The organism is Phreatobacter sp. AB_2022a (assembly GCF_026847585.1).
Lineage (GTDB): Bacteria > Pseudomonadota > Alphaproteobacteria > Rhizobiales > Phreatobacteraceae > Phreatobacter.
On the sequence record NZ_JAPSET010000029.1, the window covers coordinates 16523 to 43102 of the forward strand.

General features: G+C 69.0%; 22 protein-coding genes. 7 read left to right on the plus strand and 15 right to left on the minus strand.

Annotated features, from left to right (window positions below):
- Nucleotides 1–54 precede the first annotated feature (54 nt).
- The 8 genes from pstB to OZ671_RS20110 all read right to left on the minus strand — a co-directional run bounded on the left by pstB (nucleotide 55) and on the right by OZ671_RS20110 (nucleotide 8433).
- Nucleotides 55–873 carry a phosphate ABC transporter ATP-binding protein PstB gene (pstB, locus tag OZ671_RS20070; protein ID WP_268862395.1) on the minus strand — a complete coding sequence of 273 codons (819 nt, stop codon included), beginning with the start codon at nucleotides 871–873 and terminating at the stop codon, nucleotides 55–57.
- A 3-nt stretch (nucleotides 874–876) separates the two neighbouring features.
- On the minus strand, nucleotides 877–1725 hold the full coding sequence (gene pstA / locus OZ671_RS20075; protein ID WP_268862396.1) for a phosphate ABC transporter permease PstA: 849 nt from the start codon (nucleotides 1723–1725) through the stop codon (nucleotides 877–879).
- A 9-nt stretch (nucleotides 1726–1734) separates the two neighbouring features.
- Entirely contained in the window at nucleotides 1735–2715 is a 981-nt protein-coding gene (pstC, locus tag OZ671_RS20080) for a phosphate ABC transporter permease subunit PstC (protein ID WP_268862397.1), read from the minus strand.
- Between the two features lie 95 nt (nucleotides 2716–2810).
- Nucleotides 2811–3869, minus strand: a complete 1059-nt coding sequence (gene pstS, locus OZ671_RS20085; protein WP_268862398.1) for a phosphate ABC transporter substrate-binding protein PstS — start codon at nucleotides 3867–3869, stop codon at nucleotides 2811–2813.
- 288 nt (nucleotides 3870–4157) lie between these two features.
- Nucleotides 4158–5468 carry an ABC transporter substrate-binding protein gene (locus OZ671_RS20090; protein WP_268862399.1) on the minus strand — a complete coding sequence of 437 codons (1311 nt, stop codon included), beginning with the start codon at nucleotides 5466–5468 and terminating at the stop codon, nucleotides 4158–4160.
- 38 nt (nucleotides 5469–5506) lie between these two features.
- Complete coding sequence (locus tag OZ671_RS20095; RefSeq protein ID WP_268862400.1) at nucleotides 5507–6358, minus strand: carbohydrate ABC transporter permease; 852 nt, start codon at nucleotides 6356–6358, stop codon at nucleotides 5507–5509.
- Nucleotides 6359–6365: 7 nt separating this feature from the next.
- Nucleotides 6366–7295, minus strand: coding sequence for a carbohydrate ABC transporter permease (locus tag OZ671_RS20100; RefSeq protein WP_268862401.1), 930 nt, complete (start codon nucleotides 7293–7295; stop codon nucleotides 6366–6368).
- On the minus strand, nucleotides 7288–8433 hold the full coding sequence (locus OZ671_RS20110; protein ID WP_328286393.1) for an ABC transporter ATP-binding protein: 1146 nt from the start codon (nucleotides 8431–8433) through the stop codon (nucleotides 7288–7290). Before OZ671_RS20110 ends, OZ671_RS20100 begins: the two co-directional genes overlap by 8 nt.
- 293 nt (nucleotides 8434–8726) lie before the next feature.
- Here OZ671_RS20110 and OZ671_RS20115 point away from each other — a divergent pair, with 293 nt between their 5' ends.
- Complete coding sequence (locus OZ671_RS20115; RefSeq protein ID WP_268862402.1) at nucleotides 8727–9563, plus strand: phosphodiesterase; 837 nt, start codon at nucleotides 8727–8729, stop codon at nucleotides 9561–9563.
- Here the strand turns inward: OZ671_RS20115 and OZ671_RS20120 are convergent.
- Nucleotides 9560–10864 (minus strand): alkaline phosphatase family protein, encoded by a 1305-nt coding sequence (locus OZ671_RS20120; RefSeq protein ID WP_268862403.1) that lies wholly within the window; start codon nucleotides 10862–10864, stop codon nucleotides 9560–9562. The two genes, OZ671_RS20115 and OZ671_RS20120, sit on opposite strands and share 4 nt — an antisense overlap.
- A 225-nt stretch (nucleotides 10865–11089) precedes the next feature.
- Here OZ671_RS20120 and OZ671_RS20125 point away from each other — a divergent pair, with 225 nt between their 5' ends.
- A complete protein-coding gene (locus tag OZ671_RS20125) occupies nucleotides 11090–13975 on the plus strand; it encodes an ATP-dependent Clp protease ATP-binding subunit (protein ID WP_268862404.1) in 2886 nt (961 codons plus the stop codon).
- Between the two features lie 96 nt (nucleotides 13976–14071).
- Here OZ671_RS20125 and OZ671_RS20130 read toward each other — a convergent pair whose 3' ends face one another.
- The gene (locus tag OZ671_RS20130) at nucleotides 14072–14656 is read right to left on the minus strand and encodes a TetR/AcrR family transcriptional regulator (RefSeq protein ID WP_268862405.1); all 585 of its coding nucleotides are present in this window, start codon (nucleotides 14654–14656) and stop codon (nucleotides 14072–14074) included.
- 241 nt (nucleotides 14657–14897) lie between these two features.
- Between OZ671_RS20130 and OZ671_RS20135 the strand changes: the two genes are divergently transcribed.
- From OZ671_RS20135 to OZ671_RS20145, 3 genes are read left to right on the plus strand one after another with little or no spacing between them, the layout of a single operon-like run.
- Nucleotides 14898–15395 carry a (2Fe-2S)-binding protein gene (locus tag OZ671_RS20135; protein ID WP_268862406.1) on the plus strand — a complete coding sequence of 166 codons (498 nt, stop codon included), beginning with the start codon at nucleotides 14898–14900 and terminating at the stop codon, nucleotides 15393–15395.
- Nucleotides 15392–16450, plus strand: coding sequence for an FAD binding domain-containing protein (locus tag OZ671_RS20140; RefSeq protein WP_268862407.1), 1059 nt, complete (start codon nucleotides 15392–15394; stop codon nucleotides 16448–16450). Before OZ671_RS20135 ends, OZ671_RS20140 begins: the two co-directional genes overlap by 4 nt.
- Nucleotides 16440–18695, plus strand: a complete 2256-nt coding sequence (locus tag OZ671_RS20145) for a xanthine dehydrogenase family protein molybdopterin-binding subunit (protein WP_268862408.1) — start codon at nucleotides 16440–16442, stop codon at nucleotides 18693–18695. The genes OZ671_RS20140 and OZ671_RS20145 overlap by 11 nt, the downstream gene beginning before the upstream one ends.
- Before the next feature lie 16 nt (nucleotides 18696–18711).
- Here the strand turns inward: OZ671_RS20145 and OZ671_RS20150 are convergent, their stop codons facing one another.
- A complete protein-coding gene (locus tag OZ671_RS20150) occupies nucleotides 18712–19998 on the minus strand; it encodes a cystathionine gamma-synthase family protein (RefSeq protein ID WP_268862409.1) in 1287 nt (428 codons plus the stop codon).
- Between the two features lie 125 nt (nucleotides 19999–20123).
- Between OZ671_RS20150 and OZ671_RS20155 the strand changes: the two genes are divergently transcribed.
- Complete coding sequence (locus OZ671_RS20155; RefSeq protein ID WP_038313099.1) at nucleotides 20124–20582, plus strand: Lrp/AsnC family transcriptional regulator; 459 nt, start codon at nucleotides 20124–20126, stop codon at nucleotides 20580–20582.
- Here OZ671_RS20155 and OZ671_RS20160 read toward each other — a convergent pair.
- The 3 genes from OZ671_RS20160 to OZ671_RS20170 form a co-directional block, all read right to left on the minus strand.
- On the minus strand, nucleotides 20579–22240 hold the full coding sequence (locus OZ671_RS20160; protein WP_268862410.1) for an FAD-dependent oxidoreductase: 1662 nt from the start codon (nucleotides 22238–22240) through the stop codon (nucleotides 20579–20581). The genes OZ671_RS20155 and OZ671_RS20160 overlap by 4 nt on opposite strands.
- 28 nt (nucleotides 22241–22268) lie before the next feature.
- Nucleotides 22269–23255 (minus strand): Bug family tripartite tricarboxylate transporter substrate binding protein, encoded by a 987-nt coding sequence (locus OZ671_RS20165; RefSeq protein WP_268862411.1) that lies wholly within the window; start codon nucleotides 23253–23255, stop codon nucleotides 22269–22271.
- Nucleotides 23256–23348: 93 nt separating this feature from the next.
- Nucleotides 23349–24986, minus strand: coding sequence for a thiamine pyrophosphate-dependent enzyme (locus OZ671_RS20170; RefSeq protein WP_268862412.1), 1638 nt, complete (start codon nucleotides 24984–24986; stop codon nucleotides 23349–23351).
- 200 nt (nucleotides 24987–25186) lie between these two features.
- Between OZ671_RS20170 and OZ671_RS20175 the strand changes: the two genes are divergently transcribed.
- Nucleotides 25187–25960, plus strand: a complete 774-nt coding sequence (locus tag OZ671_RS20175; RefSeq protein ID WP_268862413.1) for an IclR family transcriptional regulator — start codon at nucleotides 25187–25189, stop codon at nucleotides 25958–25960.
- Here OZ671_RS20175 and OZ671_RS20180 read toward each other — a convergent pair.
- A complete protein-coding gene (locus tag OZ671_RS20180) occupies nucleotides 25938–26534 on the minus strand; it encodes a hypothetical protein (RefSeq protein ID WP_268862414.1) in 597 nt (198 codons plus the stop codon). The two genes, OZ671_RS20175 and OZ671_RS20180, sit on opposite strands and share 23 nt — an antisense overlap.
- Nucleotides 26535–26580 lie beyond the last annotated feature (46 nt).

The window sequence follows — 26580 nt, forward strand, 5'->3', positions numbered from 1 at the left end:
GGATCGTCGGTCGACAGGCCGGCCGGGACACGCGGCCCCGGCCGTGCCGGCGAATCAGCCGAAGCGGCCCGTCACGTAGTCGAGGGTCTCGCGCTTCTTCGGGTTGACGAAGATGTCGTTGGTCGGGCCCTGCTCGATCAGTTCGCCGAGCAGGAAGAAGGCGGTCACGTCTGAGCAGCGGGCCGCCTGCTGCATGTTGTGGGTGACGATAACGATGGTGAAGTCGCGCTTCAATTCGTCGATCAGCTCCTCGATGCGCGAGGTCGAGATCGGGTCGAGCGCCGAGGTCGGCTCGTCGAGCAGGATCACGTCCGGCTTCACGGCAATGGTGCGCGCGATGCACAGGCGCTGCTGCTGGCCGCCGGACAGGCCGAGCGCCGAGGATTTCAGGCGGTCCTTCACCTCGTCCCAGATCGCTGCCTTGCGCAGCGCCCATTCGACCCGCTCGTCGAGGTCCTCGCGCGACAGCCGTTCGTGCAGCTTAATGCCGAACACGATGTTGTCGTAGATGCTCATCGGGAACGGCGTCGGCTTCTGGAACACCATGCCGATCTTGGCGCGGGTCATGGCGGCCGGCGTCTTCTTGTCGATGATGTTCTCGCCATCGACGATGATCGCGCCCTCGGCCCGCTGCCCGGGATAGAGCTCGAACATGCGGTTGATGACGCGCAGCAGGGTCGACTTGCCGCAGCCGGACGGGCCGATCATCGCGGTGACGCGCCGGTCGAGCATGTCGAAGTTGATGTTCTTCAGGGCCTGCGACTGGCCGTAGTAGAAATTCAGGTTCTTGACGCTGACGCGGGCCGGCACGCCCTCGAGGGAGGAGGTGGTTCGCGCCTTGTTGATCAGCGTGTCGGAGACGGCGACGGTCATGGCTTACTTCCTCTGTCCGAGGGCAATGATGAGACGCGAGACGACGTTGAGCACGAGCACGCCGAGCGTGATGATCAGGGCGCCGGCCCAGGCGAGCGCGATCGAGGCGGGATCGGCGCTGAGCGTCAGGTTGAAGATCTGCACCGGCAAGGTCGCCATCGGCGAGGAGAGATTGACGGTGAATTGCGGATTGCCGAAGGCGGTGAACAGCAGCGGGGCCGTCTCACCGGCGGCGCGCGCGACGGCGAGCAGGAGGCCGGTGAGAATGCCGGCGCGCGCGGCCTTCCACTGCACCGCGGAAACCACCGTCCAGTGCGAGGCGCCAAGGGCGAAGGCGGCTTCGCGCAGCGGCGTCGGCACCAGTCGGAGCATGTCCTCGGTCGCGCGCAGGACCACCGGCAGGATGATGATGGCGAGCGCCACCGTGCCGGCCCAGCCGGAGAAGCGGCCCATCGGCACGACGATCAGCGTGTAGACGAACAGGCCGATCAGGATCGAGGGCGCCGAGAGCAGCACGTCGTTGATGAACCGGATGGTCTCGGCGATCCAGGAGCCCTTGCCCTGCTCGGCGAGATAGGTGCCGGCGAGCACGCCGACCGGGGTCGCGATGACGGTGGCGATGCCGACCTGCAGCAGCGAGCCGACAATGGCGTTCATCAGGCCCTGCGGGCGGCCGAAGGCATCGTTGGTGAAGGTCGTGATGCTGATCGCCGAGAGGCCGTTATAGACGAGCGTCCAGAGGATCCAGGCGAGCAGCAGCAGCGCGACCACGGCGAAGCCGGTCGAGATCGCCTTGACGACCTTGTCGGCGAAGAGCCGCCGGTTCATGCGGCCGGTGGAGGGGGTAGCCATGGCGGTCCTTTAGTCCAGGCGGCTGCGCACGAGCCAGCGCGAGATGGCCAGCACGATGAAGGAGATGACGAACAGGGCGAAGCCGAGCTGCAGCAGCGCGTGGAGCTTCAGGCTGCCGGCCTGCGCCTCGCCGAACTCGTTGGCGATGACCGAGGCGATCGACGAGCCGGGCGCGAAGATCGACGTGCTGATGCGGTTGGCATTGCCGATGACGAAGGTGACCGCCATGGTCTCGCCCAGCGCCCGGCCGAGCCCCAGCATGCCGGCGCCGACCATCGCCGTGCGGCCGTAGGGCACGCGCACGCTGCGGAACACTTCCCAGGTGGTGGCGCCGATGCCGTAGGCCGATTCGGCCAGCATGGCGGGCACCGATTCCAGCGTCTCGACGAACATGGCCGTGATGAAGGGCAGGATCATCAGGGCCAGGATGATGCCCGCGGTGAACACGCTGAACTGCTGCGGCGGGCCGGCGAAGACCTCGCCGACGACGGGCAGCCAGGACAGCGCGGCGATCAGCGGCGTCTGGATATAGGCCGCGATCAGCGGGGCCACGACGAGTGCCCCCCACATGCCGAAGATGATCGAAGGCACCGCGGCCAGCAGCTGGATGGTCACGCCGATCGGCTTGCGCAGCCGCTGGGGGCAGACCTCGGTGAGGAAGAAGGCGATGCCGAAGGAGACCGGGACGGCGACGATCACCGCGATGACGGCGGTCACCAGCGTGCCGAACAGCATGGACGCGGCGCCGAAGCGCTCGGTCACCGGGTTCCAGATGGCGGTCGTGTAGAAAGCGGCGCCGAAATGGCGCAGCGCCGGCCAGCCGTCATAGGCCAGCAGGGCGATCATCGCGCCGAGGATGAGGAGGACGAGCGCACCGGACGCCCACAGCAGGGCGTGGAAAACGGCGTCGGCCAGCTGGCCGCGCCGGATGGTGCGCGCCAGGTTGGAGCTTCGGTCTGTGGTTAGCGAAGGCTCGGCGACAGTTGTCACGGGATGAGGTCTCACAGGGCTCGGTCGCGGAGAGGCACGGCGTCGGACAGTGGGATGCCCGCGCCGTGGCCGGCGCGGGCATCGTTCTCTTTGGCTTACTGGCTCGGGCCGGTCCAGATCGGCTGGCCCTGGGCGTTCTGGATGTTGGCCCAGGCGGCCTTGACGCGGGTCACGACGCTCGCCGGCAGCGGGATGTAGTGCAGGCGCTCGGCGATCTTGCCGCCCTCGGCGGCGAACGACCAGGAGAAGAAGTCCAGCGCGGCGCGGGCACGGCCGGCATCGCGGGGGTCGCGCGGGAACAGGATGTAGGTCGGGCTGACGATCGGCCAGCTCTGCGCGCCCGGCTTGTTGATCATCGAAGCGGCGAGGTCGCGGGCGTTCTCCCAATCCGCGGCGGCGGCGGCAGCCTGGAAGTTCGGGGTGGTCGGCTCGACGAACTGGCCGGCGGCGTTCTGCAGCTGGGTGGTGGTCAGGTTGTTCTCGGCGGCGAAGGCATATTCGACATAACCGATCGCGCCCTTGGTGTTGCGCACGGCACCGGCAACGCCGTCATTGCCGCGAGCGCCCGCGCCGGTGCGCCACTGCACCGAGGTGGCGGCGCTGACTTCGGCCTTCCACTTGGCGCTGGCTTCCGAGAGGTAGCTGGTCGTGACGAAGGTCGTGCCGGAGGCGTCCGAGCGGTAGATCGGCTGGATCGCCAGGTTCGGCAGGGTCACGCCCGGATTGATCGCGGCGATGCGCGCATCGTTCCAGGTCTTGATGGTGCCGAGATAGATGTCGGCGACGATCTCGCCGGTCAGCTTGAGCTGGTTCTTGTTCACGCCGTCGAGATTGACGATGAACACCACCGCGCCGATGACGGCCGGGAACTGAACCAGCTTCTGCTGCGTCAGGCGCTCGCTCGGAACCGGGGCGTCGGAGGCGCCGAAATCGACCGTGCGGTTCTGGATCTGGTTGATGCCGCCGCCCGAGCCGATGGCCTGGTAGTTCAGCGTGTTGTTGGTGGCCTGCTTAAAGGCGGCCGCCCAGGCGTTATAGACCGGGGCCGGGAACGTGGCGCCGGCTCCCGTGAACTCGACGCCCTGGGCCGCGGCCGGCTGCGCGAAGAGTGTCGCAACGGCCAGAGCCGCCGCAGCTGAGATCCGCTTGAACATGATTGGGGTACCTCGAGTGCCAGAAAAAACTGCGATCTGCTCCCCCACCTCTGGCTGCTCTCGATGACAGGTGTGTGACGATCGTGACAAAAGCTGCTGACTTTAGGAGAAGCGCGCGCCGTCCGGGATCTGAGGGTGGGCATCCAAGATGCTGACATCGCAGCGTTTTCCGGCCCGCCGTGAGGGGCGGGCCGGATTGTCGCAGAGCACCCATGGCGGCCCGCGGCGCGGCCCGCCGGCCGATTCCGGCCGGCTCTTCGGACGGTGCAAGCGCGCGATTATGACAGCTCAGGCGCGGGGAATGAGCCTTGCGACCTCGCGTGCCATGTCGCGCAGGACCTCTTCCGGGCTCGCCTTCTGCTCGGCGATGCGGGCGAGATTGTCGACCATGATCTGGGTGACCCGCACCGAGTTCTGGCCGGGGAAGGCATACCAGGGGATCATCAGGTGAACCTGCCTGGTCGCCGCCTGGAACAGCGGGTTGGCCGCATAGAAGGCGCCGAGATGGGCGGGATCGTCGATGGCGATCTGGTTGCACGGCACGTAGCCGGTATTGCGCGCCATGATGGCGGTGCCCTCGGCCGATGTCACAAATTTCATGAATTCCCAGGCGGCCGCCTGGCGCGCCGGATTCTTGGCGACGAGCATGACGCCCGCGCCGCCGGTCGGCAGGCGGCCCTTGACCGGATCGATCACCGGCAGGGTGGTGGTGCGCAATTCGAAATTGCGGCCGACCATGCCCGAGACCTGGCGAACCTGCGCGGTGGTGCGGAACATGGCGCCGAGCTTGCCGGCGCCGAAAGCCTGGAGATCGGCGGTGGAGGTGGCGGAGGCGCCGAAATTCGGCATCTTGCCCTCCTTGACCATGCGATCGAGCAGTTTCAGCGCGGCAAGGCCTTCCGGCCCGTCGAAGGCGACCTTGGTTTCGTCGGGCGTCAGCATGCGGCCGCCATGGCCGTAGAGCAGGGCCGAGAACATCCAGTCGTCGCCCGGCCAGCGGAAGAACATGCCTTCGTTGCCGTCGCCGAGCGCATAGATGCGGGCGGCGAGCGCGATCACCTCGTCCCAATGGGTCGGGAAGCGATCCGGATCCTGGCCGACGCGGCGCAGCAGGTCGGCATTCAGGTAGCTGATCGGATTGGAGGTCGCGAAGGCCAGGCCGCACTGCACGCCGCCGTGGAAGCCGAGGCCGAGCAGCGGCGCGGAATAGCCGAGCTTTTCGACGTCGCCCTCGCGTGCCAGGAACGGCTTCAGGTCGGCGGCGATGCCGCGCTCGGAGAACAGACGCAGCCGGTTCAGCCCCTGGAAGGAGACATCGGGCAGCCCGCCGGTCGTCGCCTGGCGCAGGATCAGCTGTGCGCCCTCCTCGTAGGTCGGGGTCGGATTGACATAGCCGACCTTGACCTTGTCGCTCCGGCGGTTGAACGCTTCGGCTAGGCTCTCCTGCGCCTCCTTGAAGATCGGCGGCATGGAATAGTGCGCGACCAGTTCGATCGTCTGGGCGCGCACGACGGAGGGCATGCCGATCGTGGCCGCGCCGGCCATGAGGCCGAGTGCCGCGCGGCGGTCGAGCGGCAGGGAAGTGATCGGTCGGGACATGGAAAAGGCTCCAGCTCAGTCCAATGGATCGGCACGCCTCAGCCCTTGAGGCCGGTCATGGTGATGCCCTCGACGAAGCGCCGCTGGGCGAGAAGGAAGGCTGCGACCAGCGGCAGGGTGGTGAGCGTCGCGGCGGCCATCAGCGCGCCGAAATCGTCCCCCGCCTCCTCGGTGCGGAAATAGATGACGCCAAGCGCCGGCGTCGCGAGCTCACCCTTGCCGGAGACCGCGATCAGCGGCCAGAACAGGTCGTTCCAGTGGGCGACCACGGAAAAGATCGCGAAGGCCGTGGCCGCCGGCCAGGCATTGGGCAGGACGATGCGCCAGACGATCGACCATTCGCCGAGGCCGTCCATGCGTGCCGCCTGGATCATCTCGTCCGGCATGGCGCGGAAGAACTGGCGGAACATGAAGATGGCGAAGACCGAGATGGTCGAAGGCGCGATCAGCGCGGCATAGCTGTTGAGCAGCCCGGTTCCCGCGAAGGCGATATAGAGCGGGATCGCCGGCACCTGGGCCGGGATCAGCAGGCCGAGCATGACGAAGGCGAACAGCGTGTCGCGGCCGCGGAAATTGAGCTTGGCGAGGGCGTAGCCGGCGGGAATGGCGAAAACGAGCTGGAAGGCGAGGATGCCGGCGCAGACGATGACGCCGTTGAGGAGATAGCGCCCGATCGGCACCTCGCGGAACACCCGGCCGTAATTCTTGTCGATGGCCAGGGTTTCGGGGATCAGCGACAGCGTGGCGCGCCAGACCTCGTCCATCGGCTTCAGCGAAACCGACACCATCCAGAGATAGGGCATCAGGAAGAGCAGCCCGAGCAGGCCGAGGAGGACGAGCCGCGGCAGGTCGGCGACAAGGCGCTGCGGGCGATGCAGGGACGGGGCCATCGTCGCCTCAGCCATAATGCACGCGCCGGTCGATCAGGCGCGTCTGGATCAGCATGAGCACCACCACCACGGCCAGGAACACCACGGTCACGGCGGCGGCATACCCCATCCTCAGGAAGCTGAAGGCCTCGGTATAGATGGTGTAGAGCAGCACCTCGGAGGCCTTGTTCGGCCCGCCCTGGGTGAGCGTCGCGACGATGTCGAAGACGCGCAGGGCGCGGATCATGGTGATGGTCAGCACGAACAGCGTCGTCGGCCCGAGCAGGGGCCAGGTGACGGTGGTGAAGCGCGACCAGGCCGAGCGGACGCCGTCGACCTCCGCCGCGGCATAGAGATCGCGCGGGATGGCGGTGAGCCCGGCCAGGAACAGCACCATGTTGAAGCCGACCTGTTCCCAGACGCCGATGACGGCGAGCGTCCACAGGACGCTGTCGGACGAACCGAGCCAATTGGGGCCGGCAAGGCCGAAGAGACGCAGCGCGGCGTTCACCGGGCCGATCGTCGGGTGGAACATGTATTGGAAGGCGGTTGCCATCGCGACCATCAGCGAAACGACCGGCAGGAAGAAGACGGCGCGGAACAGCGTCCGCCCGCGCGTGCCGCCCTCGATCAGCAGGGCGAGGCCGAGGCCGCCGAACAGCGAGGCGGGCGTCGTGACTGCCACGAAGAAGACCGTATTGCGCAAGGCCGTGGCAAAGCCCCTGTCGTCGAGCAGCTCCGCGAAGTTCGAGAGACCGACGAAACGCAGGCTGCGCGCGCCGAGCTCGTAGTCGGTGAAGGCGATGACAACCACGGCCGCGGTCGGCAGAAGCAGCATCGCGACGAAGGCGAGGATCGCCGGCAGCGTCAGCAGCCAGGCCGCGAGAGCCTCGCCCATGGCGGGCCGGTCGGCCGCGCGGGTCCGGGCGAGGGGGGCTGGCAGGGCGAGATCAGACAAGGGCCGGCACCGCCTGCTGTTCGAGGCGCATCGCAAGGCGCGCGCCGGTTGTCGCGAAGGCGAGGAGGCGGCCTGCCGGCAGGCCGAGGCCGACGGTGCGGCCATGCTCGACCCCGGCCCAGGCCTCGGGTGCGAGCCGTGCGATCACCTCCGCGCCTGTGACCGGCTCGGCGAGATAGACCAGCACCTCGGCACCGAGGAACTCGACATGGCGGATGGTGGCCGGCAGGCCGGACGCGCCCAGCGCGACATGGTCCGGGCGGATGCCGAGCGTGATCGGCCCCGCTGCCGCCTCGGCGCGCAGGCCCACCGGCCGGCCGGCGAGAATGACGGCGCCACGGCTGTCGACCTCGGCGGCGAGGAGATTGATCCGCGGCGAGCCGATGAAGCTGGCGACATCGATCGTCGCCGGGCGCTCGTAGATGTCGCGCGGCGTGCCGAACTGCTGCACCTTGCCGCCGCGCATCACCGCGACGCGGTCCGACATGGTCATCGCCTCGGCCTGGTCATGGGTGACATAGACCGTGGTGACGCCGACGCGCCGGTGCAGCTCGACCAGCTCCTTGCGCATGTCGTGGCGCAGCGAGGCGTCGAGATTGGACAGCGGCTCGTCCATCAGGAAAGCCTGCGGCTGACGGACGATGGCGCGACCGAGAGCGACGCGCTGGCGCTGGCCGCCGGACAGCTGTCCGGGCCGCCGGTCCATCAGATGGCCGATCGAGAGGACGTTGGCCGCAGCCTCGACATCGGCGCGGATCGACCGGCGGCGCGCGCCGGTTCCCGCCACCAGCCGGCCCAGCAACGGCATCCGCTCGAACGCGCCGAGACGGCGCATGACCAGCGGCAGAGCCATGTTCTGCTCCACCGTCATATGCGGATAGAGCGCGTAGTTCTGGAATACCATGGCGACGTCGCGGTCGGCGGCGCGCCGGCCGGTGACATCGGCGCCGCCGATCGACACGCGGCCGTGGTCGGCGGCCTCGAGGCCCGCGATGATCCGCAGCAGCGTGGTCTTGCCGCAGCCGGAGGGCCCGACCAGCGAGATGAATTCGCCGGCGCCGAAGGACAGGTCGATGCCGCCGAGGACACGCGTCGTGCCGAAGGACTTGTCGATCCGGTCGAGGACGATGCCGGCCATGGGGGCTCCTGGGAACGGCCCCCCGTTACGCGCCGCGGACGACAGTCCGATGACGGCGCGCCGCCCCCGCCGGCGCCGGATGTCGCAGGCGGCCCGCCACCGCGCGCGCTCGGCGCCGGCCGGCATCGCAACGCCGCACGGCAGGCCGTGCCGGCAGTTCCGCCATCGACGCGCCGTCCTGGTGGCCGTCCGGCGCGGCGTTCGACGAAGGGCGGCCGTCGTCCTCCTGTCACGTCGCGGGCCTAGGCGGGCGTGGCCCTTGCCCGAGGGCCCGTTCCGCCGACGAGGCCGCCATGCTGATCGCCCACCTGACCGACCTTCACATTCGCCCGCACGGCCTGCCGGCCTATCGGGTGGTGGAAACCAACATGCTCGCCGAACGCGCCGTCGCGGCGCTCATGCGGCTCGATCCGCTGCCGGACGTGGTGGTGATCTCGGGCGATCTCGCCGATAACGGCCTGATCGCCGAATATGAGGTGCTGAAGCGTCTGCTCGACCGCCTCACCATGCCGGTCTGGCTCGTGCCCGGCAATCACGACCGGCGCGAGAACCTGAAGACCGTGCTGGCCGGCTATCCCGGCCTTGCCCAGCACGACACATTCGCCCAGTGGACCGCCGATCTCGGCCCGCTGCGCATGATCGGGCTCGACACGGTCAAGCCGGGATCGGGGGCCGGCGCGCTGTGCGGGCAGCGGCTGGCCTGGTTCGCCGACCGGCTCGCCGAGGACGTGGCGAAGCCGACGGTGGTCGTCATGCATCATCCGCCCTTTGCCTGCGGCGTCAGGCTGATGGACCAGATCATGCTGCTGGAGGGCGCCAGGGAGTTCGCCGGCATCGTCAGGGCCAACAGCCAGATCGTGCGCATCCTCTCAGGTCATCACCATCGGCCGATCCAGGCCCTGTTCGCCGGGACGCTGGCTCAGATCGGACCCAGCATCGCCCATCAGGTCGTGCTCGACTTCAAGGACACGGCCGAGCCGAACTTCAATTTCGAGCCGGCGGCCTTCCATCTCCATGTCTGGAGCGAGACGGCCGGCCTCGTCAGCCACACGGCCTATGTCGAGACGGCGGCCGGTCCCTATCCGTTCCTGCCGGATCCGGATTATCCCGGCCGGGCCAAAGCCGGCTAAATCGTCTGCAGCGCGCGACCGTCGACTCCGTCGGCCGCGACGCCGAGGAAATGCAGGAAGGTCGGGGCGAGATCGATGATCGAGCTCGCCTCCTCGATGCTGCGGCCGGCGGCAAAGCCGCCGCCTTCGAGCAGCAGGGTCGGCGACTGCTCGAAACGTCCGAGCCCGCCATGCGAGCCGAAGCCGAGATGGGCGCTCTTGCCCTCGACGGGCAGGGCTTCGAAGCTCAGGCCGGGAATCCCTTCGCTATTCGCTTCGTCGGAGGCTGCGAGCGCGACGGCCAGGGCAAGGCCGCCGCCGGCGGGCACGCCGATGGCCGCGAAGGCGTCCGGCGCGAAGACCTGGCCGACCCAGGGCTGGGCGGAGAGGAACGCCGCAATGGCGGGGACGCGCTCTTGCGCCGCCGCATCGACATAGATCAGGGCAGCGGTCCCGTTCGGGGCTGCGAGCACGTCGCGCGAGCCGGGCGCGGCTTTGAGACCGGCACCGACCAGCTCCGCCTCGATATCGATGACGCCCCTGATCGATTGATGGCCGTGGTCGGAGCCGACCATCAGAAGGATGTCTTCACCCGCGGCGCGCGCGGTCTCGACGGCGGCGATCACCATGGCCGCGTGGGCGTCGGCGGCCTTCAGGGTTGCGCGATGGGGGGCCGAGCCGAGCGGCACGGCATGCTGCGTCGTATCCGGCTCGCACAGCCAGAGGAGACCGAAGGCTGGCCGCCGGGCACCGAACATCTCGGCGATGAAGCGGTCGGTCGCGATCCGGTCGCCGGCAAGATCCGGAGTTGCGGCCAGCGCCTCGGCGCCGAGAAGGGAGCGCCGGCCGGGGCCGAAGGAGCCGGCCCGGTTGAAGACATGACCGTGGCCTTCCGGGTCGTGCAGATAGGCGGCGCCCGGAGAGACATTGTTGACGATCACCGCGCCGCCATGTGGCGCGAGCCTGGCCGCCAGCGTCGGACGGGCGAGGACCGAGCCGGTGAGGCGGCGCTTGAGATCGATGAAGTCGGGGCGGCCGACATCGTGCAGCGCGAGCGCGCCATCATCGGCAAGGGCGATGGTGTTGCCGGCAAGGCCATGGCTGGCGGGCCGGCAGCCGGTGGCGAACGAGGCCGAGACGACGCGCGTCAGCGACGGAAACACGGTGCGGTGCGCGGCGAACCAGCTCGCGCGCCGGCGCAGCGCCGCAAGTGCCGGCGTCGTCTCCGGGCGGACGAAGTCGCGGCGCAGGCCATCGAGCACGACGGCGACGACGCGGCGGGCGGTGGCCGTCTGGGGAGCTGCGGATGAAGCGGGAGGCATGGGCTGTGCTGTCCTTGGCATTCTATGACGGCGAGAGGCGTCCGAATCCCCTCATAGCAGGCTGATTTCGCATTTTTGTGTTGACGCCGCCGGGGCCATGCCCCGCGACGGTTTGCCGGCCGCGCGGGCCGGCCGGGACCGGCTGCCGACCGCCGGCGCGCTTGCGCCTCTTGCCGTTTGCTCCTCTAATCGATCAGCCGAAGCATGGCATCCAGGGTGGATCACATGACGTTTTCTCATTCCCTTTGCGATATCTGCGGCGAGCGGCCGGCGACGGTGCGTGTGACCGTCGTACAGGACGGCGCGCGCCGCGTGCTCGATGTCTGTGACTACCACTATGCCCAGCTGACCCGGCACCAGCGCTATATTTCGCCGCTCGAAGCCCTGTTCGGCAGCGGCGGTTTCGGTCTCGCCGGGCAGGGGCCCGGAATGTCCGGCGCGACGGAAACGCCGCAGCCAGCAGCACCGCGCCGGGGCTTCGGCGGAGCCGAGCGGGACGCGCTCAATCTCGAGCGGCGCTTTTCCGACAAGGCCAAGGAACTGCTGCAGCGGGCGGCCGAGCGGGCGGTGCAGTCGGGCCGGCGCGAGGTCGATACCGAGCATCTGCTGCAGGCGCTGCTGGAGAGCGACGTGGTGCTTGCGATCCTCAAGCAGTTCAAGATTTCGCCGACCGAACTCGGCGCGCAGATCGAGCGCCAGTTCGGCGGCGAGCGCGGCCAGCCGGATCCCAACCAGCGGGAGATCGGCGTGTCGCCGCGGGTGAAGAAGGCGCTGGAGCGCGCTTTCATCGCCTCGCGCGCCTTCGGCCATTCCTATATCGGCCCGGAGCACCTGCTGCTCGGCCTCGCCGAGGTGCCCGAGAGCTTCGCCGGCGATCTCCTCAACAAATACGGCCTGACCGTCCAGGCGCTGCGCCAGATGACCGATCGGGTGGTCGGCAAGGGCGCCGAGGAGGGGCGGGTCGCAGGGCCGAGCAACACGCCGCAGCTCGACAAGGTCAGCCGCGACCTGACGCTGATGGCGCGGGAAGGGCGGCTCGACCCGGTCATCGGGCGCTCGAAGGAGGTGGAGACGACCATCGAGGTGCTGGCCCGGCGCAAGAAGAACAATCCCGTCCTGATCGGCGAACCGGGCGTCGGCAAGACCGCGATCGTCGAGGGGCTGGCCCAGCGCATCATCCATGGCGACGTGCCGGAAGTGCTGCGCGACAAGCGCCTGGTCGAGCTCAACGTCAATTCGCTCGTGGCCGGCGCGAAATATCGCGGCGAGTTCGAGGAGCGCGTCAAGCAGGTCATGGAGGAGGTCAAGGCCAATCAGGACGGCCTGGTCCTGTTCATCGACGAGGTGCACACCATCGTCGGCGCCGGCCAGGGCGGCGGCGAGGGTGGCCTCGACATCGCCAATGTGTTCAAGCCGGCCATGGCGCGGGGCGAGATGAACCTGATCGGCGCCACCACGCTCGCCGAGTACCAGAAGCACATCGAGAAGGACGCCGCGCTCGAGCGGCGCTTCCAGCCGGTCCTGGTCTCGGAGCCGACGGTCGAGCAGACGGTCAACATCCTGCGTGGCCTGCGCGACAAGTTCGAGGTTCATCACAAGGTCACGATCCTCGACCCGGCGATCGTTGCGGCGGCCGAGCTGTCGAGCCGCTACATCACCGGCCGTTTCCTGCCCGACAAGGCGATCGATCTGATCGACCAGGCGGCCGCCAGGGTGCATCTGTCGACGACGTCGCGGCCGGTGGAGATCCAGGAGCTGGAGGCGGAGATCGCCCAGATCCGCCGCGAGCTGGACTATCAGACGAGCCGCCGGCGGTTCGACAAGGCGACCGAGCTCGAACAGCAGGCCGCAGCCAAGCAGAAGGCGCTCGCCGAGGCGAACGATGCCTGGCGCAAGAAGCTCGGCTCCAGCACCGCCGAGGTCTCGGTCGCGGACGTCGCCGAGATCGTCGCCAAGCTCACCGGCATCCCGGTCACCGAGCTGACCGCGCAGGAAAAGGACAAGCTGCTGCGGCTCGAGGAGCGGCTGCACGAGCGCGTCATCGGCCAGGAGCGCGCGATCGGCGCGGTGAGCGACGCGATCAGGCTGTCGCGGGCGGGGTTGACGCGCGGCGGCCGGCCGATCGCAACCTTCCTGTTCCTCGGCCCGACCGGCGTCGGCAAGACCGAGCTTGCCAAGGCGCTGGCCCAGGTGATGTTCGGCGACGAGAATGCCGTGACCCGCATCGACATGAGCGAATATATGGAGCGCCACGCGGTCTCCCGGCTGATCGGCGCGCCGCCCGGCTATGTCGGCTACGACGAGGGCGGCCAGCTGACGGAAAGGATCCGGCGGCGGCCCTACAGCGTCATCCTGCTCGACGAGATCGAGAAGGCCCATCCCGACGTCTACAACGTGCTGCTGCAGGTGTTCGACGACGGCCGGCTGACCGACGGCAAGGGGCGGGTGGTCGATTTCACCAACACGCTGATCATCGCCACCAGCAATCTCGGTTCCGAGATCATCACGGGCGGCACGCGTTCGACCATCGGCTTTACCCACAATGCCACCGTGCGCGACGACGTCATGCAGGTGCTGCGGCGCCATTTCCGGCCGGAGTTCATCAACCGCATCGACGAGATCATCATTTTCGACGCGCTGAACAAGGAGCAGATCAAGACCATCGTGTCGCTGCAGCTCGACGAAGTGCGCCAGTCCGCCCGCGGCCAGGATGTCGAGCTGGTCTTCGACGCGAGCCTGATCGACCATCTCGCCGAGGTCGGCTATCAGCCGGAATTCGGCGCGCGCGAGCTGAAGCGGCAGATCCGCCAGCTCATTGAGACGCGGCTCGCCAAGGCCATGCTCAAGGGTGAGATCACCGAGGGGGACCGGGTCACCTGCGGCTACCGCGATGGCACGGTTCATCTCGACGTGGCGAAGCGGCGGAGCAAGGCCGAGGTCAAGAACGGGGCGGCCAAGGCCGCCGTTCCGAAGGGCCGGGCCCCGAAGGCCGGTGCGGACGGCGCGCAGCCGGCGAAGAGCGCCAAGCCGGCCGCCGCCAAACGCAAGGCTCCGGCGGCCAAGGCAGCCGGGGGCAGCGGCCGGCGCGCCGGCAAGACCAAAGGGGTGTGATCGCCTTCCATTGGCCCGCGCTGCGGGACACACTGCCGTGGTTCGGGGCGCGCGCAGTTACGTGAAATGCGCGGCCCTCCGGCGGAAGGCCGATGCTCAGCCGCGATGCCTGCGCAGCCCGTCGACGAAAACGTCGACCAGCCGCAGGGCGGTCGGCTGCCAGTCCGCCGGACCCTGCGAATAGAAGATGCCGACCAGGGTGCGCAGCAGGTCGTCCGGCGTGATGTCGGCGCGCAGGTCGCCGGCCGCGACCCCGCGCGCCAGGAGAAGGCCGATCGCTGCCGTGAGGCGCTCGAACGAATAGGCCTTCAGTTCGCTCGATCCGTGCGCGCCGAGCTGCAGGGCTTCGATCATGCCCTTCTTGGTCGCGACGAGGCGGACGTTGGCATGCAGCCAGCGGCGCAGCGCGTCGACCGGCTCGTCGGCGCGGGCGAGCTGGTCGGCGAGATCGCCGAGCTGGTCGACCTCGCGGCGATAAACCGCTTCGAACAGCGCCTCGCGCGTGGGAAAATGGCGATAGAGTGTGCCGATGCCGACGCCGGCCCGACGCGCGACCGCCTCGAGGCTGGCTTGCGAACCGCCGGCGCTGAAGACCTCGGTGGCGGCTTCGAGCAGCAGTTCGCGGTTGCGCAGCGAATCCGCGCGCGGCTTGCGGGGCTTGCTCTTGGTCTCAGGTGCCATGGCGCTCAAACGGAAACGGGCTCGCGAACGGAAATCGCCTTTCGGACAGGCCAGTCCCCCTCTTGATAAGCGGAGGCTGCCTCCGTATATCTAGGTTGCGGATCGGGACGGTGCACGGAGGCACAGATCGCCCGATCGGGGCCGGCGGGCCGTTCTCGCTCACTCTCTCACCATTGCCGAAGTCCGTGCCGCCTCGCGGCCACTTCGATCCATACATCACGATCACTGAATGGAGTACCCCATGTCACTCTCCATCAGCCTCACGATCAATGGCCGGAGCCACGCGCTCGCGCTCGACGACCCGCGCGTGACGCTGCTCGACCTGTTGCGCGAGCGGCTCGATCTGGCGGGCACGAAGAAGGGCTGCGACCGCGGCCAGTGCGGCGCCTGCACCGTCCTGGTCGACGGGCGGCGGCTCAACGCCTGCCTGATCCTCGCCGCGAGCCTCGACGGGGCGGAGGTCACCACCATCGAAGGCGTGGCCGACGGCGAGACATTGCACCCGGTGCAGGCCGCCTTCATCGCCCATGACGGCTTTCAGTGCGGCTATTGCACGCCCGGCCAGATCATGAGCGCCATCGGCCTCATCGCCGAAGGCCATGCCGGCGACGATCCGGAGCGCATCCGCGAGCTGATGAGCGGCAATATCTGCCGCTGCGGCGCCTATCAGGGCATTACCGAGGCCGTGCTGGATGCGCAGAGAACCATCACGGCGGCGAACCGGAGGGACGCGGCATGAACCGTTTCGACTATGTGCGGCCGGCGACCGTCGCGGAAGCGCTGGCGAGCGGCGCTCTGCCGGGCTCGGCCTATCTGGCGGCCGGCACCAATCTCGTCGACCTGATGAAGGTCGGGGTCGCCAGGCCGGAGCGTGTCATCGACATTTCCAGGCTGCCCGGCCTCGACCGCATCGAATGGCTGCCGGACGGCGGCGTGCGCATCGGCGCGCTCGTCCGCAATGCCGACCTTGCCTATGACGCGCGTTTCGCGCGTGCCTTTCCGGCGGTCGCCGAGGCGCTGCTGTCGGGGGCCTCGGCGCAATTGCGCAACGCGGCGACGGTCGGCGGCAACCTCATGCAGCGCACGCGCTGCGCCTATTTCGGCGATCCCGCGGCAGCCTGCAACCGGCGCGCGCCGGGAACCGGCTGCGATGCGCGTGCGGGCGACAACCGCCTCCATGCCGTGCTCGGCTGGAGCGAGGCCTGCATCGCCACCCATCCCTCCGACTTCTGCGTGCCGCTCGTCGCGCTCGACGCCGTGGTCGAGGTGGAGGGCGCCCGTGGTGCGCGCGAAATACCTCTGGACCTTCTCCATGCCCTGCCGGGCACGACGCCCGAACGGGAGACGGTGCTGGAGCCCGGGGATCTCATCGTCGCTCTCAGGCTGCCGGCAGAGGCGGCGGCGTTCCGCCACCATGCCCGCTATCTGAAGCTGCGCGAGCGCACCTCCTATGCCTTTGCCGTCGTCTCCGCCGCCGCGGCGCTCGACATCGAGGACGGCACGATCGCCGGCGCGCGCATCGCGCTGGGCGGCGTCGCCGCAAAGCCCTGGCGGGCGCGGGACGCCGAGGCGCTGCTGATCGGCGAGCGCCCGACGGCGGAGCTTCTGGCCCGCGCCGCCGACCGGGCGCTCGCCGAGGCGCGTCCGTCCGGCGACAATGCCTTCAAGATCGTGCTGGCGCGCCGCATCGTCGTGCGCGCCTTGACCCTTGCCCTGGAAGGGACGCCCGAGACCATGCCGGCGCTGCCGGCCTCGGCCTTTTCCGCCACGACCGGAGCGCGCCATGTCGCCTGAGACTGCTCCCCGATTCAGCCAGCAGCGCCGGCACGGCTCCAATGCCGGCCAGCCGCTGACCCGCCGCGACGGCACCCTCAAGGTCACCGGCCGCGCCGTCTATGCCGCCGACAATCATCCGCAAGGCCTGCTCTACGCCGTCACGGCCGTCAGCAGCATCGCGCGCGGGCGGGTGACCCGTCTCGACGTCGCCGCCGCCAAGGCCCATCCGGGCGTCGTCGAGGTGCTGACGCCGGCCAACCGGCCGCCGCTGGCGCATGATCCGAACGAAAAGATGCCACCCTTCGGCTTCCGCGTGGAGGTGCTGCAGGATGACGGCGTGCGCTATGCCAACCAGCCGATCGCCCTGGTGATCGCCGAAACGCTGGAGGCGGCGACCGAGGGCGCGGTGCTGCTGAAGCCGCAATATGCGGTCGAGAGCCCACGCACCGGGCGCTCGAGCGGCCTGGCATTCGCGCCAGCGGCGGTCGGCGTCGGTTCGCCGCCGCGGACGGCCTTCGGCGATCTCGCCGCGGGTTTCGCCGCCGCCGAGCGGGTGACGGAAACCGAGACCGCGACGCCGGCGCAGTACCACAATGCCATGGAACCGCATGCCATTGTCGCCGCCTGGGAGGGCGACCGTGTCGTCATCGACATGCCCAATCAGGCGATGGCGCTGAGCTGTGCCGCCTATGCGGCCTATTTCGGCATTCCCGCCGAAAACGTGCTCATCCGCTCGCCGTTCCTCGGCGGCGGCTTCGGGTCGAAGGCGATCCTCAACGGGCCGCAGATCCTGGCCGTGCTCGCGGCGCGCATGCTCGGCCGGCCGGTCAAGCTGGTGCTGAGCCGGTCGCAGATGTACGGCCCGGTCGGCCATCGCGGCCATACCTGGCAGAAGCTGCGCATCGGCACCGATGGCTCCGGGCGCATCACGGCGCTGCACCACCATGCGCTTGCGGCGACATCGAGCTTCGACGAGTTCATCGAGCCGGCGGCCAATGCGTCGCTGTCGCTCTATGCAAGCCCGGCCATCCTCGCCGAGCATGACGGCCTCAGGCTCGATACCGGCACGCCGGGACCGATGCGCGCTCCCGGCGAGGCGTCGGGCTCGGCTGCGCTCGAAACCGCCATCGACGAGGCCGCCGAAGCCTGCGGCATGGATCCGCTCGCCTTCAGGCTGGCCAATTACGCGGAAACCGAACCCGGGACCGGCCGGCCGTTTTCGTCCAAGGCCCTGCGCGAGTGCTATGCGCAGGGGGCGGAGCGGTTCGGCTGGGCCGGCCGCCCGCTCGCGCCGAGGCAGATGCGCGACAGGCAAGGTTTCCTGGTCGGCTGGGGCATGGGCACGGCACTGTTCCGCTGCCCGCACTTTCCGGCCGAGGCGCGCGCGACCCTGCGCGCCGACGGCACCGCGCTGGTCGAGACGAGCGGCGCCGATATGGGGCAAGGCGCCTGGACGGCGCTCGCCCAGATCGCGGCGGAGGCGCTCGGCCTGCCGATCGACGAGGTCGAGTTCCATTCCGGCCGGTCCAGCCTGCCCGACGGCGGCATAGCCGGTGGCTCGGGCCATACGGCGAGCGCGGGGCTCGCGCTTCACAATGCCGGCGAGGATGCGCTTGCGCGGCTCGCCGAGCTTGCCAGCGCCGATCCGGCGTCGCCGCTGTTCGGCGCCGGCAATATCGGGCTCGTCGCCCGGTCCGGCCGGCTTCACCGCCGCGACGACGAAACGCGCAGCGAGAGCTATGTCGAGATCCTTCGGCGCGCCGGCCGCGCCGAGGTGGTCGGCTTCGCCAAGGCGATGCGCGACCCGGCGGCGGCGGAGGCCCATGCCATGTATACGCATGGCGCGGTGTTCGCCGAGGTCAAGGTCGATCCGGATCTCGGCCAGGTGCGGGCGACGCGGCTGATCGGGGCCTTTGCCGCCGGCCGCATCATCAACCCGCGCCTGGTGCGCAGCCAGTATTTCGGCGGCATGATCTGGGGCGTCGGCTTCGCGCTGCAGGAGGGGGCGGTCCACGACCATCGGACCGGCCGGATCATGAATGCCGACCTTGCGGAGTACCATGTCCCGGTCAATGCCGATGTGCCCTCGCTCGAAGCCATCCTCGTCGAGGAGGACGACCCTTACGTCAATGCGCTTGGCGTGAAGGGCGTCGGCGAGGTCGGCATTACCGGTACGGTCGGCGCGATCGCCAACGCCATATGGCACGCCACCGGCGTGCGCATCAGGCGCTTCCCGGTCCGCCTCGAGGATCTCGTCGCCTGACGCGGCGCGGGCCGGCTCAGTCCGCGCGGGCGAGCGCCTGCGCGAGGTCGGCGATGAGATCGTCGGGATGCTCGACGCCGATCGACAGGCGAATGGTCGTGTCGAGAATGCCGATGCGCTGGCGCACGTCGAGCGGTACGCCCGAATGGGTCATGGCCGCGGGATGGCTCGCCAGCGACTCGGTGCCGCCGAGGCTGACGGCGAGCTTGAAGATCTCGAGCGCATTGAGGAAGGCGAAGGCCGCCCGCTCGCCGCCCTTGATGTCGAACGAGAAGGTCGAGCCGGCGCCGAGGCACTGGGCGTCATAGACGCGCCGTTCGGCCGAGCCCTCGGCGAGGAAGGGCAGATAGTAGGTGCGCTCGACCTTGGGGTGGTCGCGCAGGAACTCGGCCACCGCCCTGGCATTGTCGTTGGCCTTCTCCATGCGCAGGCTCAACGTTTCCAGCGACCGGCCGAGCATCCAGCAGGAATGCGGGTCGAGCTGCGTGCCGATGGCACCGCGCAGAGCCTTGATCGGCTTCATCATCTTGACGCTGCCGAGCGCGGCGCCGGCGATCAGGTCGGAATGGCCGCCGACATATTTGGTCAGCGAATAGAGCGAAATGTCCGCGCCGTGATCGAGCGGCCGCTGGAACACCGGGCCGAGCAAGGTGTTGTCGCAGGCGATCACCGGGCGGTGGCCCTGCGCCCTTTCGATCGTGTCGGCGATGCGGCTCATCAATGCGATGTCGATGACGCTGTTGATCGGGTTGGACGGCGTTTCGATCAGGATGACCGACACGCGGCCCTTGCCGAGCGCTTCTTCCGCGGCCTTGCGCACGGCCGCCTCGCTGACGCCGTCGGCAAAGCCGACGGCTGCGATGTCGAGAGCGGCGAAGGTGCGGGTCAGCAGCGTTTCGGTGCCGCCATAGAGCGGCTGCGAATGCAGGATCACGTCGCCGGGCCGGGCGAAGGCGAGCAGGGTGGTTGCGATCGCAGACATGCCCGAGGAAAACAGGATGCAGGCTTCGGCGCCCTCATAGACCGCCAGCCGGTCCTCGACGATCTCGCTGTTCGGGTGGTTGAAGCGCGAATAGACGAGGCCGGCGCCGGTGCCCTGCGGCGGCTCGCGCCGGCCGGCGACGAAGTCGAAGAAGTCGCGGCCTTCCTCGGCGGTCTTGAACACGAAGGTGGAGGTCAGGAAGACCGGCGGCTTGACCGCGCCTTCCGACAGCAGGGGATCGAAGCCATAGCCGAGCATCAGCGTTTCCGGATGCAGGCGATGGTTGCCGACATGGGTCTTGGAGGGTCTCGGAGCGGTCACGGGCAGCCTCGCTTCGGTGGGGATCAAGCGCTTGCGCGATCCTAGCAAATCATTGCGGTGGTTCCTTGCGACTTTTGCGCGGGTGGCGCTTGGCCGTGGCATTTTCCTGCCGTAGATAGCTCGCCATGCAGCAGAAAATTGCCGACGACATCGACCGCCGGATCCTCCGCGAGCTCCAGGCCAATGCGCGGATCACCAATCAGGAGCTGGCCGAGCGGGTGGGCCTCTCGCCGTCGCCCTGCCTCAGGCGGCTGCGCCGGCTGGAAGAGGCCGGCATCATTCGCGGCTATGGCGCGCGCGTCGATCCCGCGGCCCATGGCTGGACCATGGCGGCGATCGCCACGATCCGGCTCAGCCGGCAGAACGAGGACGAGATCGTGATGTTCGAGGAGGCGGTGCGCGGCTGGGACGAAGTGCTGGAATGCCACCTCGTCACCGGCTCGCGCGACTATGTGCTGAAGGTGATGACCGGCGGCCTCGACCAGTACGAGCGTTTCATCAAGGAAAAGATCGCCCGGCTGAAATGTGTCGCCTCGATCGAGACCAGCTTCGTGATGAACACCATCAAGGACCAGCGGATCTAGGGCTGAGCCGGCGCCGCGCCGCGCAGCCGGTCGATGAGCTGGAGCGGATCGGCCGGCGCGGCCGTCCCGCGCCAGCCGACATGCTGGTCCGGCCGCGAGATGATCAATGTGCGGTCACCGGCTTCCGGCATCAGGTCGGGAGCGAGGTCGATCAGCTTCAGGGGCAGACCGCGGGCGGCGGCGGCGGCCAGCAGCGGGCCGGGATCGGTGGCCGGATCGAGCCGCAGCAGCGCATGGCCGGACCCGCTCGCATCATAGAGCGAGGTGCCGTCGGCGAGCCAGGCGTGGGGGGTGCGGCAGCCCGGCACGGTGGACGGCGTGAAACTGCCCATGGAATAGCCGGGATGGGCGGCGCCGTCATAGGCGATCAGCGGCGACCGGTCGTAATAGGAGCCGAAATTGAGCCCGGCGCAGCAATATTGCTGGACGTTGAGATCGTAGGTCGCCCGCCCGAGCGCGGCGCGCGCCGCTGCGCCCGCCTCGTCTTCCGCCTCGATATTGGCCGGAACGCCCTGGCGGTTGCGGATCTCCTTGTGGGCGTGGTCCATGGCGAAATGCGAGACCTGGGTGGTGATCGGCAGGCGCTCGCGCTCATAGGCGTCGAGAATGCCTGCCGGCGCCCAGCCGGCAATGTGCGCGGCCATCAGCCAGGCGAGGCCGGCCGCGTCGGCGATGCCGGCATTCATGCCATAGCCGCCATAGGGTACCCAGATATGGGCGGCATCGCCGGCGATGAACAGCCGGCGGTCGCGGAAGCGGTCGGCGACGAGGCGCCGGCCGATCCAGTCCTCGCGGGAGAGCACGGCATAGTCGAAGGCGGGGCCGACGCCCAGGATGGTGCGGATCGCCCAGTCGCGGTCGACCGCGTCGAAATCGGTCTCGTCGGGTTTCAGGTAATTGTGCACGAGCCAGGTTTCCCGGCCGTCGATGGCGTAGACATTGCCGGTCCGGCGCGGATTGAGCGCGAAGGTCGCCCAGGCATTGTCATGCCGCTGCAGGCCGATCAGGGCCGGGGCTTGGATGAAGGTCGACTGCACCCGCTGCACCACGGCGTCGCCCGTGAAGGCGGCGCCGATCGCCTTGCGCACCAGCGAGCGGCCGCCGTCGCAGCCGACGAGATAGCGGGCGCAGATGGCGACGTCCCCGCCATCGTCCAGGCCGCGCGCCGCGGCGGTCGCGCCGGCGTCGTCCTGGTCGACCGCAACGACCTCGGTGCGATGGAGGAGGCGGATGCGTGCCATGGCCTCGGCGTGGGCGACCAGGATGGGCTCGAGATAGATCTGGTTGATGCGGTGCGGCGGCTCCGGCGTCGGCCACCAGCCGTCCGGGCCGTCCTTCATGGTGTAGCGGTCGCGCCGGCAGGGAATGACGATACGGGTCAGCTCGGCACCGGTGAAGCTCGTGCGGTAGCTGATGTCGTTCGGATAGTCCTCCGGCAGGCCTGCCGCGCGCAGGGCGCCGGCGAGGCCGAGGCGGCGGAAGATCTCCATCGAGCGGGCCGAGACATGGTTGCATTTCGGTTCGGGCCGCGCTCCTTTCGGCCGCTGCTCGGCCACGACGACGTCGACCCCGCGGCTCGCCAGATCGATGGCGAGCGTCAGGCCGACGGGACCTGCACCCACCACCAGAACATCGGTCTCGATCGTCTCGCGCGTCATGGATCCGTTCTCTCGGGGGATGCGGGCGTCATTCGACGCGGGCGCCGGATGCGCGCACCACGACGGCCCAGCGCGCGATCTCGGACTTGATGTAGGCGATGAGCTCCTCGGTGGACCCGCCGAGCGGTTCGAGGCCGATCTCGATCAGCTTGGCGCGATGGGCCGGCGTGGCGAGGAAGCTTGCGACTTCGGCATGAAGGCGCCTGACGATGTCGGGTGGCGCCTTCGCCGGCAGAACCAGGGCCTGCCAGGCGACCGCCTCGTAGCCGGGATAGCCCATCTCGGCGACCGTGGGTATGTCAGGCGCCGCCGCGACACGCCGCGGTGCCGTGACCGCCAGCGCCGTGAGCTTGCCCGCGGCGATCAGTGGCAGCGCCGGCGACATGTCCATGAACATGAACGGGATATGGCCGCCGACGACGTCGTTCATCGCGACCAGGCTGCCGCGATAGGCGACGTGCTTGGCGTCGATCCCGGTCGCCGTCTTGAACAGTTCGCCGGCAAGGTGATGCGGCGTGCCGTTGCCGGCCGAGCCGTAGGAGAGCTCGCCGGGCCGGGCTTTTGCATAGGCGACGAAATCGGCGAGGCTGCGGATGCCGAGCGCGGGATTGACGATCAGGGCGAGCGGTACGCCGGCGACCAGCGATACAGGGGCAAAATCGGCGACCGGATCGTAGGGCAGCCGCTGGAACAGGCTGGCATTGATGGCGAGCGTGGTGCTGGTGGCCATCAGCAGGGTGTAGCCGTCAGGCGCAGCGCGTGCGGCGATGCCGGCCCCGATTGTCGAGCCTGCCCCGGGGCGGTTGTCGATCACGACGGGCTGGCCGAGCCTGTCCTTCAGATGCTCGGCGAGAAGCCGCGCAAGGATGTCGGATGTGCCGCCGGCCGGGTAGGGCACGATGAAGGTGATCGGGCGCTCCGGATAGCCAGCGGCGCCCGCGCGGCGTGCCGGCGCGAGCGCCAGCGGCAGCATGGCGAGGGTGCGGCGGGACAGCCGCCAGGCCGCGTCGGTCATGGGTTCTTTCCTCCTGATGGGGCCCGCCGCTTGGCGATCGGGACCACTGCCGGTCTTTTGCCGGCTGATGATGGGCGGCGCGTCGCGCCCGGATCAGCCGCCGCGCACCCTTGGCATGTCGAGGAAGTGCCAGGGGCTGGGCAGGTCGCCGACCGGCACCTCGATCAAGGCGGGCCTGCGCCTCTCGGCGGCGGCGGCGACCGCGCGGCGCAGCGCTTCCGGGCTGGCGGCGCGCTCGGCTTCGATACCGAAGCTGCGGCCGAGCGCGACGAAATCCGGATTGGCAAGATCGGTCGCGATCACCCGGTTGTCGTAGAGCTCGCGCTGCATGCGCCGGACATTGCCGTAGGCACCGTCATTGAACACGACCGCGATCAGCGGAATGTCGTGGCGGATGGCGGTCGCGAGCTCCTGAACGTTGAACATGAAGCCGCCGTCGCCGCTGATCGAGACGACGGCCGCATCGCGCCGGGCGTCCTGGACGCCGAGGCCGGTGGCATAACCCCAGCCGAGCGTGCCCTGATAGCCCGACGAAATGAAGGTGCGCGGCTTGTGGACCGGATAGGCGAAGCGCGCGACGTAACCACATTGGGTGAGCTCGTCGACGAGGATGCCGTCCTCGCCGATGGCCTCGCGGATGGCGTTCAGAAAGGCGACCTGCGGCAGCATGTCGGCCGCCTCGCGGGCGACCGCCTGTTTCAGCGCCGAGATTTCCTCGGCGCGCGATGCGCGTTTCGGCGCGCTGCGGTCGATCGCTTCGGCAAGGCGCGGCAGCACGGTCTCGACGCGGCCGATCAGGGCAAGGTCGGGCGTGCGGACGGCGTCGAGAGCCGTGGGGTCGGCTTCGATCCGCACCAGCTTGAGGTCCGCATCGCTGCCCCAGTTGCTGAACGGTATCTGAGCGCGTGAGCCGATGGCCAGAACGAGGTCGCAGCTCTTCCAGAGGCGATGGCCGACGGGCAGGGTGATGGCGAGGGGGTGGCGGTCGTCGAGAACGCCGCGGCCCATGCGATAGGCGAGAACCGGGGCCTGCAGCCGCTCCGCCAGGTGCAGCACCGTAGCGCCCGCCGCCTGCGCGCCGCCGCCGACGATGATCATTGGCCGTTCCGCCTGGGCGATGAGCGTGGCCGCCTCGGCGATCAGTCCGGCATCGGGTTCCGGCTCGGGCGCGGTGGAGAGCGGCGCGACGGCGGCAAAGTCGCCACGGGCACCGAGGATGTCCGGCGGGATTTCGAGCCCGACCGGCCGTGGGCGGCCCTTGCCGATGGCGGCGATCGCCTCGGCCAGCTGCGCGGCCGCCCGGGCGGGATCGCTGATGCGCCCCGCCTGTTTGGTCAGGCGTTCGAGAATGCCGAGCTGGTCGGGAATTTCATGCAGCAGCCCGATGCCCCGGCCGATCGCCCGGCTGGGGATCTGTCCGGTCAGGCACAGGACCGGGGCATTGGTCGAATAGGCCGTCGCGAGTGCCGCCGCCGTGTTGAGGAGGCCGGGCCCGGGCACCACCGAAAAGGCCTGGACACGGCCGGTCGCGAGCGCGGCACCGAGCGCCATATAGGCGGCACCCTGCTCGTGCCTGGTATGGATCGCCGCGACCCGGCCCTGCGCATCGTGCAGGGCATTGAAGAACCAGTCGTTCTGAATGCCGGGGACGCAATAGATGCGGTTCAGGCCATGGGCTTCGAGCGTGCCGACCACCGCGCCGGCACAGGTCATCGTTGGGTCGCTCGCCATGCCCTGTCGCTCCCGCCGTCGCAACCTTGGTCGGTTGCGTGCTTTCAAAAATATCCGAATAATGGATATTCCGTATTGATCGCCATGCTATGGCATGGATCACGCAAGTCAACGGAAGTAAAGCTTCGTGAAGATCATGGCATGCATGATGCGATGGCATTGATGTCCAATATTCGGATATTTCTCATGGATGCTGAGGCATGAGCGGGGCGGCGGGCAGTCTCAATCGCGCGGCGCTGCTGGTGCGGGCGATCGCGCGCGGCGGGCCCGAGGGGGCGGGCCTGGCCGAGCTGGTGGCGGCAACCGCGCTGCCGCGGCCGACGGTGCATCGCGTCCTCGACATGCTCGGCGAGATCGGCTGGGTGGAGCGCGACGCAGCGTCGCGGCGCTTCTTCCTGGGACAGGAGATCCACGCGCTGGGCATCGTGGCCGCGGCCCGGCATCCGGTTGCGCGCGCGGCGGCGACGGAGCTCGCCCGGCTTGTCGAGGATATCGGCCAGACCGTCTATCTCAGCATTCGCTCGGGCCTCGACGCCGTTTGCGCGGCGCGCCAGGAAAGCAGCGCCCGCATCCAGACACTGGTGCTGAAGGTCGGGAGCCAGGTGCCCATCGGCCGCGGCGCGGGCAGCATGGCGCTGTTGGCCGCCTTGCCGGTCGAGGAGGCGGAGGCCATCGTCGCCGCCAATCTCGGCCGCTATGTCGCCGAACATGCCGATTTCGACGAAGCGGCGTTCCGTGCCGCCCTCGATGAAGCCCGCGCCCGCGGCTTTTCGAGCCATGACAGCCTGTTCACCCGCGGCATTTCCGGCATCGGGGTGGCCGTGCGCGATCGGGCGGGCTACCCGCTGGCCGCGGTCAGCACGGCCTTTGTCGGCGACTGGCTGGGCCCCGAGGAGCGCGCGCGGTTCGTCGTGCGGCTGAACGAGGCGGCGGAACGGATCAGCGCGCGGCTCAGCGCGGGCCGGCCGGCGTGACCTCGGCCGCGCTTATGGGGCCGAGCCGATGGACCGCGACGATGCGGAACGGTCCCGGCTCGCTCCTGTCGAAAAGGCCGGCATCGAGCGCCGCGCGGGCCGCATCGAGGCTCGTGAACAGGCAATGGCGGTTGACCGCCGCCCTGCCGGCAAGGTGGTTGCAGGAGAGCGGCGAGCATTCTGCCTTGTTGTTCTGCGAGAAGGTCGCGACGTCGTAGCCGGCGAGCGCCGGCGATGGCGGCGGCTCGACCGCCGTGACGAAGGCCGGATCGGCGGCAATGGCCGACCAGGCGCGCGTGTCCTCGTGGAAGGCCTGCGGGAACAGCTCGTAATAGAAGAGGGTGAGACCGGAGAGGTCGATGTCCTCCGCGGTCGCGATCGCGACCATCGGGCGGGGATTGTCGAACAGCCAGAAGCCGTTATGCCGCCAATGCCCGATATAGTCGGCGAAATCGGCGGAGATGCAGCCGCTGACCGAATAGATGTCGTCGACACCGGGCGCCACCAGCCAGTCCGGGCGCGCGGCGACCCGCTTCAGCATGTAGCCGGCCGGCAGCAGGGAAGGGTTCGTCATGGAGGCCGGTCCTGTGGGCCGTGGCGATGCGGACGATGAAGATGCC